Origin of the sequence: Nocardioides humi (assembly GCF_006494775.1) — a bacterium.
Lineage (GTDB): Bacteria > Actinomycetota > Actinomycetes > Propionibacteriales > Nocardioidaceae > Nocardioides > Nocardioides humi.
The window spans coordinates 4,748,980-4,764,217 of sequence record NZ_CP041146.1; the positions used below are offsets into that span (position 1 = coordinate 4,748,980).

A 15,238-nucleotide genomic window follows, 5' to 3' on the forward strand; every position below is an offset into this window, starting at 1 on the left:
CTCAGCTGTCGAGCCAGGCGCGGATCTCGTCGTTGTGCTGCCCGAGGGTCGGCGGCGCGACGTGCTGCTCGCGCCCGCCGGCGTACGCGTTGTCGTCGAAGCGCAGCGTCGGGCCCGGGAGCTGGACGGCGCCGAGCGTGGCGTGGTCGACGTCGATGAGCAGGCCCTGGGAGCGGGTCTGCTCCCAGTCGTAGACGTCGTCGAGGGTGCGCACCTTGCCTGCGGGGACGCCGGCGCCGTCGAGCCGCGCGAGCGCCTCCTCGGCGGTCAGCTCGGCCAGCACGCTCTCGACCAGCGCGATGGTCCGGTCCCGGTGGGTGACGCGCTCCGGGTTGGTGGCGAGGCCGGGCTCGGCGGGGTCGATGCCGAACTCGGCGGCGAAGGCCTGCCACAGCTTCTCCGAGCCGCAGGCGATCTGCACCGGCGCGGTCGCCGTGGCGAACATGCCGTAGGGCGCGATCGAGGGGTGGTGGCCGCCGGCCAGGCCGGGGACCTCCTTCGCGACCGTCCACTTGGTGCCCTGGAAGGCGTGGACGCCGACCATGCCGGCGAGCAGGGAGGTGCGGACCACGCGGCCGCGGCCGGTGCGCTCGCGCTCGTAGAGGGCCGACACGACGCCGTACGCACCGTTCATGCCGGCCAGCAGGTCGGCGATCGGCACGCCGACCTTGGTCGGCTCGGTCAGCCCGGTCAGCGACATCAGGCCGCCCTCGCCCTGTGCGATCTGGTCGAAGCCGGAGCGCTGCGCCTCGGGGCCGTCGTGGCCGAAGCCGGTGATCTGCAGGACGACCAGCCGCGGGTTGAGCTCGTGCAGGCGGGAGACCGGGAAGCCGAGCCGGTCCAGCACGCCGACCCGGAAGTTCTCCATCAGCACGTCGGCGCGCTCGACCAGCCGGGCCAGCACGTCCTGGTCGGCGGGGTCCTTGAGGTCGAGGGTGATCGACTCCTTGTTGCGGTTCGCCGAGAGGAAGTACGTCGACTCCCGCTGCCCCTCCGTGGGCTCCACGAACGGCGGGCCCCAGGTCCGGGTGTCGTCGCCGGTCGGGCTCTCGACCTTGATCACCCGGGCCCCCAGGTCGCCCAGCATCATCGCCGCATGGGGGCCGGCGAGGGCGCGGGTGAGGTCGAGGACCAGGACGTCGTCGAGAGGCGCGGACATGCTGTCGACGCTATTGACGACAGCAGGCCCGGAACATGGCAGCAATTGCCAAGGCGTCCGCGCCCGGATTGGGCATTCCTCAGGGCAGCAGGAGCACCACGGTCTCCGCGACCGCGGCGGGCTTGTCCTCGCCCTCGATCTCGATGACGTGCTTGAGGGTGAGCTGGTAGCCGCTGGCGAGCTCGGTGACCTCGGCCAGGGTGACGGTGAGCCGGATCCGCCTGCCGACCAGCACCGGGTTCGGGAAGCGCACCTTGTTGATGCCGTAGTTCAGCTTGGCGCCCGGGGTCTCCAGGCCGAAGATCGACTGGCCGAGCCAGGGGATCAGCGACAGGGTGAGGTAGCCGTGGGCGATGGTGCCGCCGAACGGGCCCTCCTTCGCGCGCTCGACGTCGACGTGGATCCACTGGTGGTCGCCGGTCGCCTCGGCGAACCGGTCCACCCGCTCCTGGGTGATCTCGACCCAGTCGCCGGTGCCGAGGACCTCCCCGCTGGCGGCGATCAGCTCGTCGAAGGTGGTGAAGACCCGCATGGTGTGCTCCTGGTGTCGATGGCTGCGCCGATGTCGGCGGAAGCGGTAAGAATGCGGTCATGGAACCTACACGTGGCCTGCCCGAGGACCTGCTGCGGGCGGCACCCAAGGTGCTGCTCCACGACCACCTCGACGGCGGGCTGCGGCCGGCCACGATCGTCGAGCTCGCCGCCGGGATCGGGCATGCGCTCCCCGAGACCGGCGCCGACGCGCTCGCGCAGTGGTTCGCGGAGGCCGCCGACTCCGGCTCCCTCGAGCGCTACCTGGAGACCTTCGCCCACACCGTCGGCGTCATGCAGACCGCGGAGGCGCTGACCCGGGTGGCCCGGGAGTGCGTCGAGGACCTCGCCGCCGACGGCGTCGTGTACGCCGAGATCCGCTACGCCCCCGAGCTCCACGTCGAGGCCGGCCTCGGGCTCGAGGAGGTCGTCGCCGCCGTCCAGCAGGGCTTCGAGGAGGGCATGGCGGCGGCCGACGGGCGGATCATCGTGCGCCACCTGCTCACCGCCATGCGCCAGGCCGCCCGGGCCATGGAGATCGCCGAGCTCGCCATCGCCTGGCGCGACCGCGGCGTCGTGGGCTTCGACATCGCCGGCCCCGAGGCGGGCTACCCGCCGACCCGGTTCATCGACGCGTTCGAGTACCTCCAGCGCGAGAACTCCCACTTCACCATCCACGCCGGCGAGGGCTTCGGCCTGCCGTCGATCTGGGAGGCGGTGCAGTGGTGCGGCGCCGACCGGCTCGGCCACGGCGTGCGGATCGTCGACGACATCACCGTGCCCGTCGATGGGGACGACGGCGTCCCCCGGCTCGGCCGACTGGCGTCGTACATCCGGGACAAGCGGATCCCGCTCGAGATGTGCCCGTCCTCCAATGTGCAGACCGGCGCCGCGCCGTCGCTCGCGGAGCACCCGATCCGGCTGCTGGCCTCGCTGCGGTTCCGGGTCACCGTCAACACCGACAACCGGCTGATGAGCGGCACGACCCTGAGCCGGGAGTTCGGGCTGCTCGCCGAGACGTTCGGCTACGGCTGGGCCGAGATGGAGTGGCTGACGGTCAACGCCATGAAGTCCGCGTTCATCCCCTACGACGAGCGGTACCGGCTGATCACCGAGACCATCAAGCCCTGGTACGCCGAGCAGCCGGCCCGCTGACCCCGCTAGACCACGAACCAGAAGTGGCTCCAGCCGGCGACGTCGACCCGGTGCTCGGCCCACTGCCGCTCCCGGACCGGCACCAGCCGGCCGCGCGCCGGGTCGAACACCTCGACGCCGCCCTCGATCTCGCCCACCGCCAGCACCACGTGGCGCGGCAGCCACCGGTTGCCGACGTAGACGCCGACCGGGCGGCTGCGCAGCTGCTCGCGCAGGACGTCGTACCCGATCTCGGGGCGGGGCCGCACGAACACCGTCGCGACGGGCTGGTCGGTGAGGGCGCGCAGCGCGTTGGCCACCGCCCACGGAGGGGTGCCGAGCGCGCGCGGCCACGGCACCTGGAACCGGTCGCGCGGGCTGCGCGACGACGTGAGCATCCGGTGCTCGCCGGTGATGTCGGCGGGCGCGTCGTCGGGGCGCCAGGACGTCAGGAGCGCCCGCGCGCCGAGCACGCTCGCCGCGCCGCAGCTGCGGGCGTCGGGCTGCCGCAGCCGGGCCGGGTCGAGGTCAGCGGGCCACCGCATGCTCGCCCTCCTGGTCGGCGTACCGCTCGCGCAGTTCCGCGAACGCCCGGTCGCCGGTCGCGACCCGGCAGCCCACCGCGCTCGCGCGCCGGACGATCTGCCGCTGGGCGCGGGCCAGCGCGAGGCCGCGTCGTACCAGCACCAGGGGCGGCTTGCGGCGCTCCCGCAGGTCGCGGGTCAGCCGGCGCCAGTAGGTCACCGTGGGGTGCTGGGTGATGCAGTACGCCGCCGCGAGGATCCCCGCTCGCCGGCACTCCTCGACGATCTCGGCCGCGAAGATCCCCTCCGCGCAGAACCGGGTCGCGCCGCCGAGATCGAGGCGCTGGGCGCTGGTCCGCCGGCTCTCCGAGATCGAGTAGACCGGCACCTCCGTCGCGCCCGTCGTACACAGCTCGCGCAGCGCGGCGAACGCGTCCTCGTGGTTCCAGGTGCCGGGGTGGTCCCAGTCGGTAAGGCCGGCGTTCGCGCCCTCGGTGATCAGCGGCAGCCCGGCCTCGTCGCCGTCGCGGTAGAAGTCGTCGAGCCGCAGGGTCGGCCAGCCGAACGCCTTCGCGAGCCGCCCGGCGAGCCGGGACTTGCCCGATCCGGACGGGCCGGCGAGCACGATCACGCGGGCACGGGCGGTCATGGGGGTCGAGTCTGCCGTACCGGCCGCGGCGGGGCGACTTCGCGGTTCGTGCGGCGCTCGTTGGGGGTCTCGACAGCATCTCTGGTTGCGTCTGGAGCCGTTGTTCGTCCACACCCCCGGGATCGGGTTTCGCCTGTCCACAGGCGGGTCTGCTCGTTTCGTGGTGTCGGAGGTCGGTGGGAGAATCTGTGTCATGGATCTCGGAACCCGGCCCCGTACGACGGCAGCACTGCTGTCCGAGCTGCGCGCGGGTGTCCTGGAGCGCGACGCGCTCGTGGTCCGGGAGTGGGCCGGGATCGTGGAGTGGGCCGGCGAGCACGTCGTCGCAACGCCGGAGGGTGCGGCGACGATCACCGACGGGTTTCTCGATACGGGGGTCCCGATCGCGGGGGATGGGGCGCCGCTGGTGTCGGAGTTCGCGCTCATGGAACTCGTCGCCGTGTTGGGACGCTCGCCCGATGGTGGGCGGGCCTATGTGGGGCGGGTCATCGAGTGCGCCTGGCGGCTCCCGACCGTCTATGCCGCCGTGATGGCGGGTCGGCTCACCCCGTGGCGGGCCGAGCGGATCGCGGACCTCACCCACGCCTTGAACGCCGACGCGGCCGGGTTCGTGGACCGGCAGCTCGTCCACGCCTCCGGGGTCGGGTGGGCCCAGTTGGACCGGCTCATCGCCGAAGCGATCCTCCGGTTCGACCCCGAACGCGCCGAAGCCGAGCGCGCGACGGCTGCGGACCAGCGCTATGTGGAGGTCGGGGACCCCGACACCCACGGCAACACCCATGGGATCGTGCACCTCTCCGGGGTCCTCGACGCTGCTGATGGGCGTGATCTGGATGTTGCGATCGCCCGCCGCGCCCGCCTGCTCGGGACCTCGGCAACGACGCTCCGCTCGATGTGCGCCGCTCGGTCGCGCTCGGCGAGTTGGCCCGGGCGGACCTCACCCTCGATCTGGAGGGTTCGCCGGGCCGCAAAGCGATCGTGAACGTCCACATCACCGACACCACCCTGACCGGCGTGAACCCCGTCGGCAGATGGGAAGACCAGCAGGTCCCCGTGTCGAGTGAGCAGATCCGCGAGTGGCTCGGCTCCGCCTCGACCGTGATCGTGCGACCGGTGATCGATCTGGCCGACCACGTGCCTGTGGACTCCTACGAGATCCCCGAGCGCCACCGCGTCCAGGTCGCTCTGCGCGACCATGCGTGTCGGTTCCCCCACTGCACCAGACCGGCCACCCGCTGCGACCTCGACCACGCCCGACCCTACGGCGAGGGCGGGCCTACCTGTCCGTGCAACGAGGTGGCCCTGTGCAGACGCCATCACCGGGCGAAGACCCACTCCGCGTGGTCCTACGACATCGTGATGCCCGGCTCCTACATCTGGATCAGCCCCAACGGCTTCACCTTCCGTGTCGACCACCGAGGCACCCACCCCATCCACCACGCGACCGACCCCGCCGGCGACCCAGCGCCACCCGACGAGTAGCCACCCCGCCCCGCACCCCGCACCCCGCACACCCGACGGTTGCGGGGATGCAGGCGTGTCCAGACCCGATTCTCAGCACTGCGATCCCACGACTCCCGCAACCAAAGGCCGACGACCACCAACGACCCGACCCCCGACAGCGGCGATCAACCAACCACCGTGACCCCCAGCGGCCCGCAACCACGTTATCGGTCAATCAAAGACCCGGCACCGAGCAGACCGCCCAAGAATCAGATCAGCGAGCCCTCCGTCGCAACGCCGCGTCGAGCGCGGCCATGAGCACCGCGGGCCGCCAGCGGCTCAGATCCCGATCGGATGCCAGACCGTCTTCTGCTCGACGAAGTCCGTCATCGCGGCCAGTCCCGGCTCGGCGGCCCAGTCCGGCTCGGCGTCGGGCGCGCGGCGTACCCGCTTGAGGTTGTCGGCCGCCGCGACCTCCAGCGACGTGGCCAGGTCAGCGGAACCCGCGACCCCGGAGAGGTCGATGGCGTTGACGTCCATGTGCGCGGCCAGCCAGGGCCCGAGGACAGCGGCGTCGCCGGTGAGGATGTTGACCACTCCGCCGGGTACGTCGGACGTCGCGAGCACCTCGGAGAAGGTGACGGCCGGCAGCGGCCGGTCGTAGGACGACACCACGACGGCGACATTGCCCGTCACGATCACCGGCGCTACTACGGAGACCAGCCCCAGCAGGGACGACGACTGCGGCGCCAGCACGCCCACCACGCCGGTGGGCTCGGGGGCGGTGTGGTTGAAGAACGGCCCGGCGACCGGGTTGGCGTTGCCGATGACCTGGGCGAGCTTGTCGGCCCAGCCGGCGTACCAGACGAGGCGGTCGACGGCCGCGTCCACCTGCGCCCGCGCAGCGGCGGCGGAGGCGCCCTCGGACTGGCGCACCGCGTCCTCGAACTGGGGACGGCGGTCCTCCATGACCTCGGCGATGCGGTAGACGACCTGTCCCCGGTTGTAGGCGGTCCGGCCCGCCCACGGCCCGAAGGCCTTGCGGGCGGCCACGACGGCGTCGCGGACGTCCTTGCGGGAGGCGAGGGCGGCGTTGGCCACGAACTTCCCCTTCGCGTCGAGCACCTCGTAGGAGTGCCCGGACTCGGAGCGGGGAAGGCCCCGCCGATGTAGAGCTTGTACGTCTTGCGCACGTCGATGCGAGCCATCAGGCCTCCGCCTCCTTCAGGTACGCCGCCAGGCCCTGCCGGCCGCCCTCACGGCCGTAGCCCGACTCCTTGTAGCCGCCGAAGGGGCTGGCCGGGTCGAACTTGTTGAACGTGTTGGCCCACACCACGCCCGCCCGCAGCTGGGAGGCCATGTGCAGGATCCGGGAGCCCTTCTCGGTCCACACACCCGCCGAGAGACCGTACGGCGTGTTGTTGGCCTTCTCGATCGCCTCGGCCGGGGTGCGGAAGGTCAGCACGGACAGCACCGGTCCGAAGACCTCCTCGCGCGCGATCCGGTGCGCCTGGGTGACGCCGGTGAAGACCGTCGGCGGGAACCAGAAGCCGGACGACGGCAGCTCGCATGCCGGCGCCCAGCGCTCGGCACCCTCGGACTCGCCGATGTCGGAGAGCTCGCGGATCCGGGCGAGCTGCTCGGAGGAGTTGATCGCGCCGATGTCGGTGTTCTTGTCGAGCGGGTCGCCGACGCGCAGCGTGCCCATCCGGCGCTTGAGCCGCGAGAGCACCTCGTCGGCCACCGACTCCTGCACGAGCAGCCGCGAGCCGGCGCAGCAGACGTGGCCCTGGTTGAAGAAGATGCCGCCGACGATGCCCTCGACCGCCTGGTCGATGGGGGCGTCGTCGAAGACGACATTGGCGGCCTTGCCGCCGAGCTCCAGGGTGACCTTCTTCGAGGAGCCCGCGACGGCGCGCGCGATCGCCTTGCCGACGTCGGTCGAACCGGTGAACGCGACCTTGTCGACGTCCGGGTGCGACACCACGGCCTGGCCCGTCCCACCGGCGCCGGTGACGATGTTGACGACGCCGGGCGGCAGGTCGGCCTGCTGGCAGATCTCGGCGAACAGCAGCGCCGTCAGGGGAGTGGTCTCGGCGGGCTTCAGTACGACGGTGTTGCCGCACGCCAGCGCCGGCGCGACCTTCCACGCCAGCATGAGCAGCGGGAAGTTCCACGGGATGACCTGGCCCGCGACACCGAGCGGCTGCGGGCTCGGACCCAGCCCGGCATAGGAGAGCTTGTCGGCCCAGCCGGCGTAGTAGAAGAAGTGCGCGGCCACGACGGGTACGTCGACGTCGCGGCTCTCCTTGATCGGCTTGCCGTTGTCGATCGACTCCAGGACCGCGAGCTCGCGGCCGCGCTCCTGGATGATCCGGGCGATCCGGAACAGGTACTTGGCCCGCTCCTTGCCCGACATCCGCGACCAGCCTCGGAACGCGCGACGGGCGGCGCGCACCGCGAGGTCGACGTCCGCCTCGGACGCCTCGGCGACCTCGGCGAGGGTCTCCTCGGTGGCGGGGTTGATCGTCTTGAACGACGTCCCGCGGCCGTCGACGAACTCGCCGTCGACGAACAGGCCGTAGGACGGCTTGATGTCGACGATGCTCCGGGACTCCGGAGCCGGTGCGTACTCGAAGGAGGCCATGCGAATCAGTCCAGGGTGAAGTAGTCGGGACCGCTGTAGCGGCCGGTGGTCATCTTGGTGCGCTGCATCAGCAGGTCGTTGAGCAGCGTCGAGGCGCCGAACCGGAACCAGTCCGGGTCGAGCCAGTCGTCGCCCGCGATCTCGTTGACCATCACGAGGTACTTGATCGCGTCCTTGGCGGTGCGGATGCCGCCCGCGGGCTTCACGCCGATCTGGACGCCGGTGGCCTCGCGGAAGTCGCGGACCGCCTCGAGCATCACCAGGGTGACCGGCAGGGTCGCCGCCGGCTGCACCTTGCCGGTGGAGGTCTTGATGAAGTCGGCGCCGGCCAGCATCGCCAGCCACGACGCGCGGCGTACGTTGTCGTAGGTCTGCAGCTCGCCGGTCTCGAAGATCACCTTGAGGTGGGCGTGCGAGCCGTTGGGACGGGCGCAGGCCTCGCGGGTGGCGACGATCTCGTCGAAGACCTGGAGGTAGCGCCCGGCCAGGAAGGCGCCCCGGTCGATCACCATGTCGATCTCGTCGGCTCCGTTGGCCACCGCGTCGCGGGTGTCGGCCAGCTTGACGTCCATCGAGGCCCGTCCGCTGGGGAAGGCCGTCGCGACCGCGGCGACGTTCACCTGCGAGCCGACGATGGACTTCACCTCGCCGACCAGGTCGCCGTAGACGCAGACGGCGGCGACCGACGGGCAGGTCGGGTCGGCCGGGTCGGGGCGCAGCGCCTTGCTGGCCAGCGCCCGCACCTTGCCGGGGGTGTCCTGGCCCTCGAGCGTGGTGAGGTCGACCATCCGGATCGCGAGGTCGAGCGCCCACGCCTTGGCGGTGGTCTTGATCGAGCGGGTCCCGAGACCGGCGGCGCGCGCCTCGGCGCCGACCTGGTCGACGCCGGGCAGGCCGTGCAGGAACCGGCGCAGCGAGGCATCGCTCGCCGTCACCTCGGAGTACGCCGCGAGTCCCGGAGCGGGATCGGCGGGGGCGGTGGTCGGCATCTGCCCAGCATAGGGTTCGCAGGTGTGAGGAACGAAGGTGTCGAGAAGGTCGAGCGGTACAGCTCGGGTGGTCTGGTCGTCGGCCTGATCGGCGTGGGCCTGGTGGTGGTCGTGCTCGGCTACGGCCTGCTCGACGCCGAGGCCGGCTTCGCGCCGTGGGCCTATCCGCTCTGCCTCCTCCTCGGCGTCCTCGCCTGGGCGGTCCTGATCCGGCCGGCCCTGCGACTGCACCGCGACGAGGTCGAGCTGCGCAACGTGCTGCACACCCGCTGGGTGCCGTTCGCGCTGATCACCTCGGTGGAGATCAGCCAGGTGACGATCGTGCGGGTCGGCGAGGAGCGGTACGTCGGCAGCGGGTTCGGCCGCACCCGCCGTACTCTCCGGCGCGACGAGACCGCCCCCGACGACGCGCCGCTGGAGAGGCGGTCCACGGCCTGGCTGATCGAGGACCGGATCCGGCGCCGGTCCGTGGCGGCCCGCGACCCGGCCACCAGCTCGCTCGGGGAGCACGAGGTCCGGCACGCGTGGGCCTGGCCGGAGATCATCGCGCTGGGCGTGCTCGCCGTCGCGACCGTCGTGCTCGCCCTCGTGGCCTGACCGTTTCGGCTCGCTCGTAGGCTGCCTCGCATGCAGATCCCTGCCCGGCTCGCCGCCGCTGCCCTCCTGTCCCTGGCCGTCCTCGCCACGAGCGCCTGCGGCGACTCCGACGAGAAGGCCTCCGACCAGCCGGCCGGCGACGCGCCCGCGGCCGAGTGCACGATCGACGACATCGCCGTCGAGGGCGACTTCGGCAGCGCGCCGACGATCACGATCCCCGACGACTGCACGCCGCCGAGCACCCTGCTGAGCAAGGACCTCGTCACCGGCAGCGGCCCGGCCGCGGAGGCGGGCGACACGGTCGAGACCAACTACCACCTGGTGACCTGGTCCGACAAGCAGGTGCTGGACAGCTCCTTCGAGCGGGGGCAGACCTTCCCGCTGGAGAACCTCGGCAGCGCCCCGGTCATCGACGGCTGGAACCAGGGCCTGATCGGCGTCCAGGAGGGCACCCGCCGCCTGCTGGTCATCCCGCCGGACCTGGGCTACGGCCAGGGCGGCAACGGCGTCGCCCCCGACGAGACCCTCGTGTTCGTCGTCGACGCGGTCTCCGTCAGCTGAGCGTCAGATCCCCGCGGCTGCGGCGATGTCGGTGCGCAGGGCGGTGAGCCGCGTGGCCGCCTCCGTGCGCGCGGTCGCGACGTCGCCGTCGACGACGGGCACGACGACCTCGAGGTAGCACTTGAGCTTCGGCTCGGTCCCGCTGGGGCGTACGACGACGCGACTGCCGTCCTCGGTGCGGTAGCGCAGCCCGTCGGTGGGCGGCAGGTCCGGCGATCCGGTGGCGAGATCGTTCGCGGTCGTGACCGGGGAGCCGCCGAGCGTGGCGGGCGGGGCGCTGCGCAGCCGCTCCATCGCGGCGGCGATCTCGCCGAGGTCGGTGACCCGCACGGACAGCTGGTCGGTCGCGTACAGGCCGTACTCGACCGCGATGGCGTCGAGCAGGTCGAGCAGGGTGCGGCCCGCCGCCTTGGCCTCGGCCGCGATCTCGCACAGCAGCAGCGCGGCGGAGACGCCGTCCTTGTCGGAGACGTGGGCCGGGTCGACGCAGTAGCCCAGCGCCTCCTCGTAGCCGAACACGAGGTCGGGCAGCCGGCCGATCCACTTGAAGCCGGTCAGCGTCTCGGCGTACCGCTGCCCGTGCGCCTCGGCCATCGCCCCGAGCAGCGAGGACGACACGATCGACGTGGCGTAGACGCCCGAGCGGCCGGCGCGGAGCAGATGGTCGGCCAGCAGCGCGCCGACCTCGTCGCCGCGCAGCATCCGCCAGCCGCCGGCGCCGGCATCCGGCACCGCCGCGGCGCAGCGGTCCGCGTCGGGGTCGTTGGCGACGACGATGTCCGCGCCGGTCCGCTCGGCGAGGGCGACGGCGCGGTCGATGGCGCCGGGCTCCTCGGGTTGGGGAAGGCGACGGTGGGGAAGTCCGGGTCCGGCGCCTCCTGCTCGGCCACGACCTGCGGGGTGGCGAAGCCGGCGTTCTCCAGCACGGTCGGCAGCGCGCCCCCGCCGACGCCGTGCAGCGGCGTGTAGACGATCGCCAGGTCCCGCGGCCCGTCGCCCGCGAGGCCGGCGACGGTGTCGAGATAGGAGTCCACGATGCCGTCGTCCAGGACCCGGCCGCCGGTGCTCTCCAGCGGCACCCGCGGCACCGACTCCAGGCTGCCGACCGCGGCGATCCGCGCGGCGATCTCGCTGTCGGCCGGGGGGACGATCTGGCTCCCGTCGCCGAGATAGACCTTGTAGCCGTTGTCCTGCGGCGGGTTGTGGCTCGCGGTGACCATGACGCCGGCCGCGCAGCCCAGCTCGCGGATCGCGAACGCCAGCAGCGGCGTCGGCAGCGGCCGGGGGAGCAGCAGCGGCTTGAGCCCGGCGCCCGCCATCACCTCGGCCGTGTCGCGGGCGAACACGTCGGACTTGTGCCGGGCGTCGTACCCGATCACGACGGGGGTCCCGGGCGTCGTCCCCGTGTCGAGGAGGTACGCCGCCAGGCCGGCCGCCGCGCGGATCACGACGATCCGGTTCATCCGGTTGGGCCCGGCGCCGAGCGCGCCGCGCAGTCCCGCCGTACCGAACTCCAGGGTGCCGCGGAAGCGGTCGGCGAGGTCGGCGCCCGCGTCGGCGTCGCCCGCCTCGACCGCCGCGATCACCCGGATCAGCTCGTCGCGCGTGTGCTCGTCGGGGTCCTCGGCGAGCCAGGACTGGGCCCGGGTGAGCAGGACGTCGGTGTCAGGCGTGGTCACCGGGCCACCGTAGGGCATCGCCCTCGTCCCGGTCAGGCGTCGATGGAGCTCATGTCGCCGTACCGGTCCCCGGCGACGGCGTCGCGCGGCACCGCCGCGTCGAGCGCGGCGAGGTCCTCGGCGCTGAGCGCGATGTCGCGCGCGGCGGCGTTCTCCTCGAGGTAGGCGACCCGCTTGGTGCCCGGGATCGGCACCACGTCGTCGCCCTGGGCGAGCACCCAGGCGAGGGCGAGCTGGCCCGGCGTGCAGCCGTGCCGGTCGGCGAGCGCGCGGATCTGGTCGACCAGGCCCAGGTTCGTGGCCAGGTTGTCGCCCTGGAACCGCGGGAAGTACGCCGACCCGCGGCTGTCGTCCGAGCCGAAGCCCTCGGCGCCGACGGTGCCGGTGAGGATGCCGCGGCCCAGCGGGGAGTAGGGGACCAGGCCGATGCCGAGCTCGCGCAGGGTCGGCAGGATGGTGTCCTCGAGGTCGCGGGTGAACAGGGAGTACTCCGTCTGCAGCGCGGTGATCGGGTGCACGGCGTGCGCGCGGCGGATGGTCTCCGCCGATGCCTCGGACAGGCCGAGGTGGCGGACCTTGCCGGCCTCGACGAGCTCCTTCATCGCGCCGACCGTCTCCTCGATCGGCACCGACGGGTCGACGCGGTGCTGGTAGTAGAGGTCGACGTGGTCCACGCCGAGCCGCTGCAGGGAGGCGTCGCACGCCGCGCGGACGTACTCCGGGCTGCCGTTGACCCCGCGCCGGGTGCCGTCCGGCGCCCGGTCGATGCCGAACTTGGTCGCGAGCTGGACCTCGTCGCGGCGTCCGGCGATCGCCTTCCCGACGAGCTGCTCGTTGGTGAAGGGGCCGTACATGTCGGCGGTGTCGAGGAAGGTGACGCCGAGATCGAGCGCGCGGTGGATGGTCGCGATGCCGCCGGCCTCGTCGGGGGTGCCGTAGAAGTCGGACATGCCCATGCAGCCGAGGCCGAGGGCGGAGACGGTCAGCGGGGACGTCGTACCGAGGGTGCGGGTCGGGTTGGTCATGTCCACCAGCCAAGCCCTTGGAGCGCGCTCCAGGTCAAGCGCTGCGCTCGGCCGGCCCGTACAGACGGTCCTCGTAGATGTCGATCTTGTGGTCGATCGCCCCGAGGTGCGCCGTCACCTCGGCGAGCTGGCGCAGCACCTCCTCGCGGTGCGCGCGGAGCAGGCCCAGCCGCTCGGCCTCGTTGCCGTCGCCGGATCGGACCAGGTCGGCGTACCGGCGGACGTCGCGGATCGGCATGCCCGTCGCGCGCAGCCGGGTGACCAGCTCGATCCAGCGCAGGTCGGGCTCGGCGTAGCGACGGTGGCCGCTGGCGGAGCGGGGGACCGGGCGCAGGAGCAGCCCGTCCCGCTCGTAGTAGCGCAGGGTGTCGGCCGTCAGGCCCAGCGTGTCGGCGGCCTCGGCGATGGTGTGTCCGGTGCTCGGCATGACCTCAGTGTGGCGCGGACGCCATGATGGTGGGGTGCTCCGGTCGTTCACGTTCACCGACTCGTGGGCGGTCGCGGCGCCGCCGGCCGCCGTGGCGGAGGTGCTCACCGATCTGGAGAGCTACCCGCGCTGGTGGCCGCAGGTGCGCGCCGTCGCGAGACTCGGACCCGACACGGCCTGGGTGTGCTGCCGCTCGACGCTGCCCTACACGCTCGACCTCGTCCTCGACGCCGTCAGCCGGACGCCTCCCGTCGTCGAGGTGGCGGTCAGCGGCGATCTCGACGGGTTCGCGCGGTTCACGCTCGTGCCCGCCGGCGAGGGGACCCGGCTCGACTTCCGCCAGGAGGTGTCGGTGCGGGGCGCGCTCGCCCTGGCGTCGTACGTCGTGCGTCCGGTGCTGGTCTGGAACCACGCCCGGATGATGGCGGGCTGCCGCGCCGGCCTCGCGGGGGAGGTCGGCGGGCGTCAGGCGGCGCGGTAGCGCTCGATCTGGCCGCCGAGCTCGTCGAACAGGGCCTGGTTGAGGCTGAACACCGCACGCACCTCGTCGACGATCCGGGCGACCTCCTCGGGGGTGAGGTCGAGCGCGTCGAGGCGGGCGCGGTAGCCGTCCTTGTAGGGCTTCGGCTTCGGGATCGCGGGGAAGTCGTAGAAGCTCACGCCGGTGCCCTCGGGCAGGTCGAACGTGCGCTGCAGGACCCGGCCGATCACCTGGCCGCCGGAGAGGTCGCCGAGGTAGCGCGTGTAGTGGTGCGCGACGAGCAGGCCGCCCCACGCGGCGCCGGCGCGGATCCGCTCGACGTACGCCGTCGCGGCGGGGGAGTCGATGCTCTCCGGGTCGACGCCGGGGGCCCAGTGGGCGAGGTCGGCGTCGATGGCGGCGAGCCGGTCCAGCGCGGCGTCGTGGACGGCGGCGACGATCGGGTCGGCCTGGTGGGCGGCGACGACGTCCTCCAGCGCGGCGTAGACGCGGCGCAGGCGGAGCAGCAGGTCGGCGTACGCCTCGGTGGTGAGCTTGCCCTCGAGCAGCTCGGACATGAACGTCGACCCCTCGGCCGCCTCGTGCTCGGCGCGCGAGCCCTCGCGCATGGCCGTGGAGAGGGTCAGGTCCTCGTCGCGGACGGTGGTGGCGACGGACATGAGGGCGGCTCCTTGGAGAGGCGAATGACAACTTGCTGACTAAGTGTCAAGAAAATGGGGGCCGCCTGTCAATACGCCGCGCGCACTTTGCTTAGGTTCACCTAAGTTTAACGCGTCGTGCGCGGCGGCGACAGGGGTCAGCCCATGTGGCCGAGGCCGCGGAGCACGAACTCCTCGACCGAGGCGACAGGCAGCTGGCGGGTCGCCAGCGCGGCGTGCAGGAGGGAGATCGCGGACTTGCGGTCCGAGACCCGGAAGGCGCCCTCGGCGATGCCCTCGTCGAGGATCTCGGAGAGCACCTCCTCGACCGCCGCGACGTGGTCGTGGATCTTCTCCATCGCCTCCTCGGAGAGGAGGTGGTAGAGGATCCCGCCCATCCCGGTGTGGAACTGCTGGCCCGCCTGCAGCTGGTGGCGCAGGTAGACCCGGATCTTCGCCACCGGGTCGGGCACCAGGTCGAGGTCGCGGCGCAGGTCCGCGAGGTAGTGCTGGGTCTCCTCCGTGGCGAAGGCGACCACGACCGCCTCCTTGTCGCGGAAGTGGTGGTAGATCGCGGTCCGCCCGATGTCGGCGCGAGCGGCGATCTGCGCCATGGTGATCGCGTCGAAGCTGCGCTCGTCCATCAGCGTCGCGAAGGCGTCGAAGATCCTCCGCCGGACCAGGTCACGGTGGGCGGGGACGGTCTCAGCGGCGATCTTCGGCACGTAAGGATCCTAGAGCGAGATTTCATCTG

17 protein-coding genes and 1 pseudogene are annotated in these 15,238 nt (G+C 72.3%); 6 read left to right on the forward strand and 12 right to left on the reverse strand.

Annotation, left to right across the window (positions count from 1 at the left end):
* Position 1: 1 nt before the first annotated feature.
* Positions 2-1,159: a CaiB/BaiF CoA transferase family protein gene (locus FIV44_RS22945; protein ID WP_141006466.1), complete on the reverse strand. Its 1,158-nt coding sequence runs from the start codon at positions 1,157-1,159 to the stop codon at positions 2-4.
* A 79-nt stretch (positions 1,160-1,238) separates the two neighbouring features.
* The gene (locus tag FIV44_RS22950; RefSeq protein WP_141006467.1) at positions 1,239-1,691 is read right to left on the reverse strand and encodes a MaoC family dehydratase; all 453 of its coding nucleotides are present in this window, start codon (positions 1,689-1,691) and stop codon (positions 1,239-1,241) included.
* Positions 1,692-1,750: 59 nt separating this feature from the next.
* On the opposite strand from FIV44_RS22950, the gene FIV44_RS22955 reads away from it, so the two are divergent.
* The gene (locus tag FIV44_RS22955) at positions 1,751-2,845 is read left to right on the forward strand and encodes an adenosine deaminase (protein WP_141006468.1); all 1,095 of its coding nucleotides are present in this window, start codon (positions 1,751-1,753) and stop codon (positions 2,843-2,845) included.
* Positions 2,846-2,850: 5 nt separating this feature from the next.
* Here FIV44_RS22955 and FIV44_RS22960 read toward each other — a convergent pair whose 3' ends face one another.
* Together FIV44_RS22960 and FIV44_RS22965 are read right to left on the reverse strand one after the other, a co-directional pair.
* Positions 2,851-3,369, reverse strand: coding sequence for a hypothetical protein (locus FIV44_RS22960; protein ID WP_141006469.1), 519 nt, complete (start codon positions 3,367-3,369; stop codon positions 2,851-2,853).
* The gene (locus FIV44_RS22965) at positions 3,353-3,997 is read right to left on the reverse strand and encodes an ATP-binding protein (protein WP_141006470.1); all 645 of its coding nucleotides are present in this window, start codon (positions 3,995-3,997) and stop codon (positions 3,353-3,355) included. Before FIV44_RS22965 ends, FIV44_RS22960 begins: the two co-directional genes overlap by 17 nt.
* Positions 3,998-4,190: 193 nt before the next feature.
* Between FIV44_RS22965 and FIV44_RS22970 the strand changes: the two genes are divergently transcribed.
* Entirely contained in the window at positions 4,191-4,979 is a 789-nt protein-coding gene (locus FIV44_RS22970; RefSeq protein ID WP_141006471.1) for a hypothetical protein, read from the forward strand.
* The gene (locus tag FIV44_RS22975; RefSeq protein ID WP_141006472.1) at positions 4,976-5,479 is read left to right on the forward strand and encodes an HNH endonuclease signature motif containing protein; all 504 of its coding nucleotides are present in this window, start codon (positions 4,976-4,978) and stop codon (positions 5,477-5,479) included. The genes FIV44_RS22970 and FIV44_RS22975 overlap by 4 nt, the downstream gene beginning before the upstream one ends.
* Positions 5,480-5,779: 300 nt before the next feature.
* On the opposite strand, the gene FIV44_RS22980 is transcribed toward FIV44_RS22975, so the two are convergent.
* The 3 genes from FIV44_RS22980 to deoC form a co-directional block, all read right to left on the reverse strand.
* Entirely contained in the window at positions 5,780-6,565 is a 786-nt protein-coding gene (locus FIV44_RS22980; RefSeq protein WP_246086569.1) for an aldehyde dehydrogenase family protein, read from the reverse strand.
* Positions 6,566-6,647: 82 nt separating this feature from the next.
* Entirely contained in the window at positions 6,648-8,087 is a 1,440-nt protein-coding gene (locus tag FIV44_RS22985; protein WP_141006473.1) for an aldehyde dehydrogenase family protein, read from the reverse strand.
* A 5-nt stretch (positions 8,088-8,092) separates the two neighbouring features.
* Positions 8,093-9,076 (reverse strand): deoxyribose-phosphate aldolase, encoded by a 984-nt coding sequence (gene deoC / locus FIV44_RS22990; protein WP_141006474.1) that lies wholly within the window; start codon positions 9,074-9,076, stop codon positions 8,093-8,095.
* A 24-nt stretch (positions 9,077-9,100) separates the two neighbouring features.
* On the opposite strand from deoC, the gene FIV44_RS22995 reads away from it, so the two are divergent.
* Positions 9,101-9,673 carry a hypothetical protein gene (locus FIV44_RS22995; protein WP_141006475.1) on the forward strand — a complete coding sequence of 191 codons (573 nt, stop codon included), beginning with the start codon at positions 9,101-9,103 and terminating at the stop codon, positions 9,671-9,673.
* A gap of 30 nt (positions 9,674-9,703) precedes the next feature.
* Positions 9,704-10,234: an FKBP-type peptidyl-prolyl cis-trans isomerase gene (locus FIV44_RS23000; protein WP_141006476.1), complete on the forward strand. Its 531-nt coding sequence runs from the start codon at positions 9,704-9,706 to the stop codon at positions 10,232-10,234.
* A 3-nt stretch (positions 10,235-10,237) separates the two neighbouring features.
* On the opposite strand, the pseudogene FIV44_RS34195 reads toward FIV44_RS23000, so the two are convergent.
* The 3 genes and pseudogenes from FIV44_RS34195 to FIV44_RS23015 form a co-directional block, all read right to left on the reverse strand.
* Positions 10,238-11,931, reverse strand: a pseudogene (locus FIV44_RS34195) (phospho-sugar mutase).
* A gap of 14 nt (positions 11,932-11,945) precedes the next feature.
* Positions 11,946-12,938 (reverse strand): aldo/keto reductase, encoded by a 993-nt coding sequence (locus FIV44_RS23010; protein WP_141006477.1) that lies wholly within the window; start codon positions 12,936-12,938, stop codon positions 11,946-11,948.
* Between the two features lie 34 nt (positions 12,939-12,972).
* A complete protein-coding gene (locus FIV44_RS23015; RefSeq protein WP_141006478.1) occupies positions 12,973-13,365 on the reverse strand; it encodes a MerR family transcriptional regulator in 393 nt (130 codons plus the stop codon).
* A gap of 34 nt (positions 13,366-13,399) precedes the next feature.
* Here FIV44_RS23015 and FIV44_RS23020 point away from each other — a divergent pair, with 34 nt between their 5' ends.
* Positions 13,400-13,846, forward strand: coding sequence for an SRPBCC family protein (locus tag FIV44_RS23020; protein WP_246086570.1), 447 nt, complete (start codon positions 13,400-13,402; stop codon positions 13,844-13,846).
* Here the strand turns inward: FIV44_RS23020 and FIV44_RS23025 are convergent.
* Both FIV44_RS23025 and FIV44_RS23030 read right to left on the reverse strand, forming a co-directional pair.
* Positions 13,831-14,505 (reverse strand): biliverdin-producing heme oxygenase, encoded by a 675-nt coding sequence (locus FIV44_RS23025; protein ID WP_141006480.1) that lies wholly within the window; start codon positions 14,503-14,505, stop codon positions 13,831-13,833. The two genes, FIV44_RS23020 and FIV44_RS23025, sit on opposite strands and share 16 nt — an antisense overlap.
* A gap of 137 nt (positions 14,506-14,642) precedes the next feature.
* A complete protein-coding gene (locus tag FIV44_RS23030) occupies positions 14,643-15,209 on the reverse strand; it encodes a TetR/AcrR family transcriptional regulator (protein ID WP_141006481.1) in 567 nt (188 codons plus the stop codon).
* Positions 15,210-15,238: the final 29 nt, after the last annotated feature.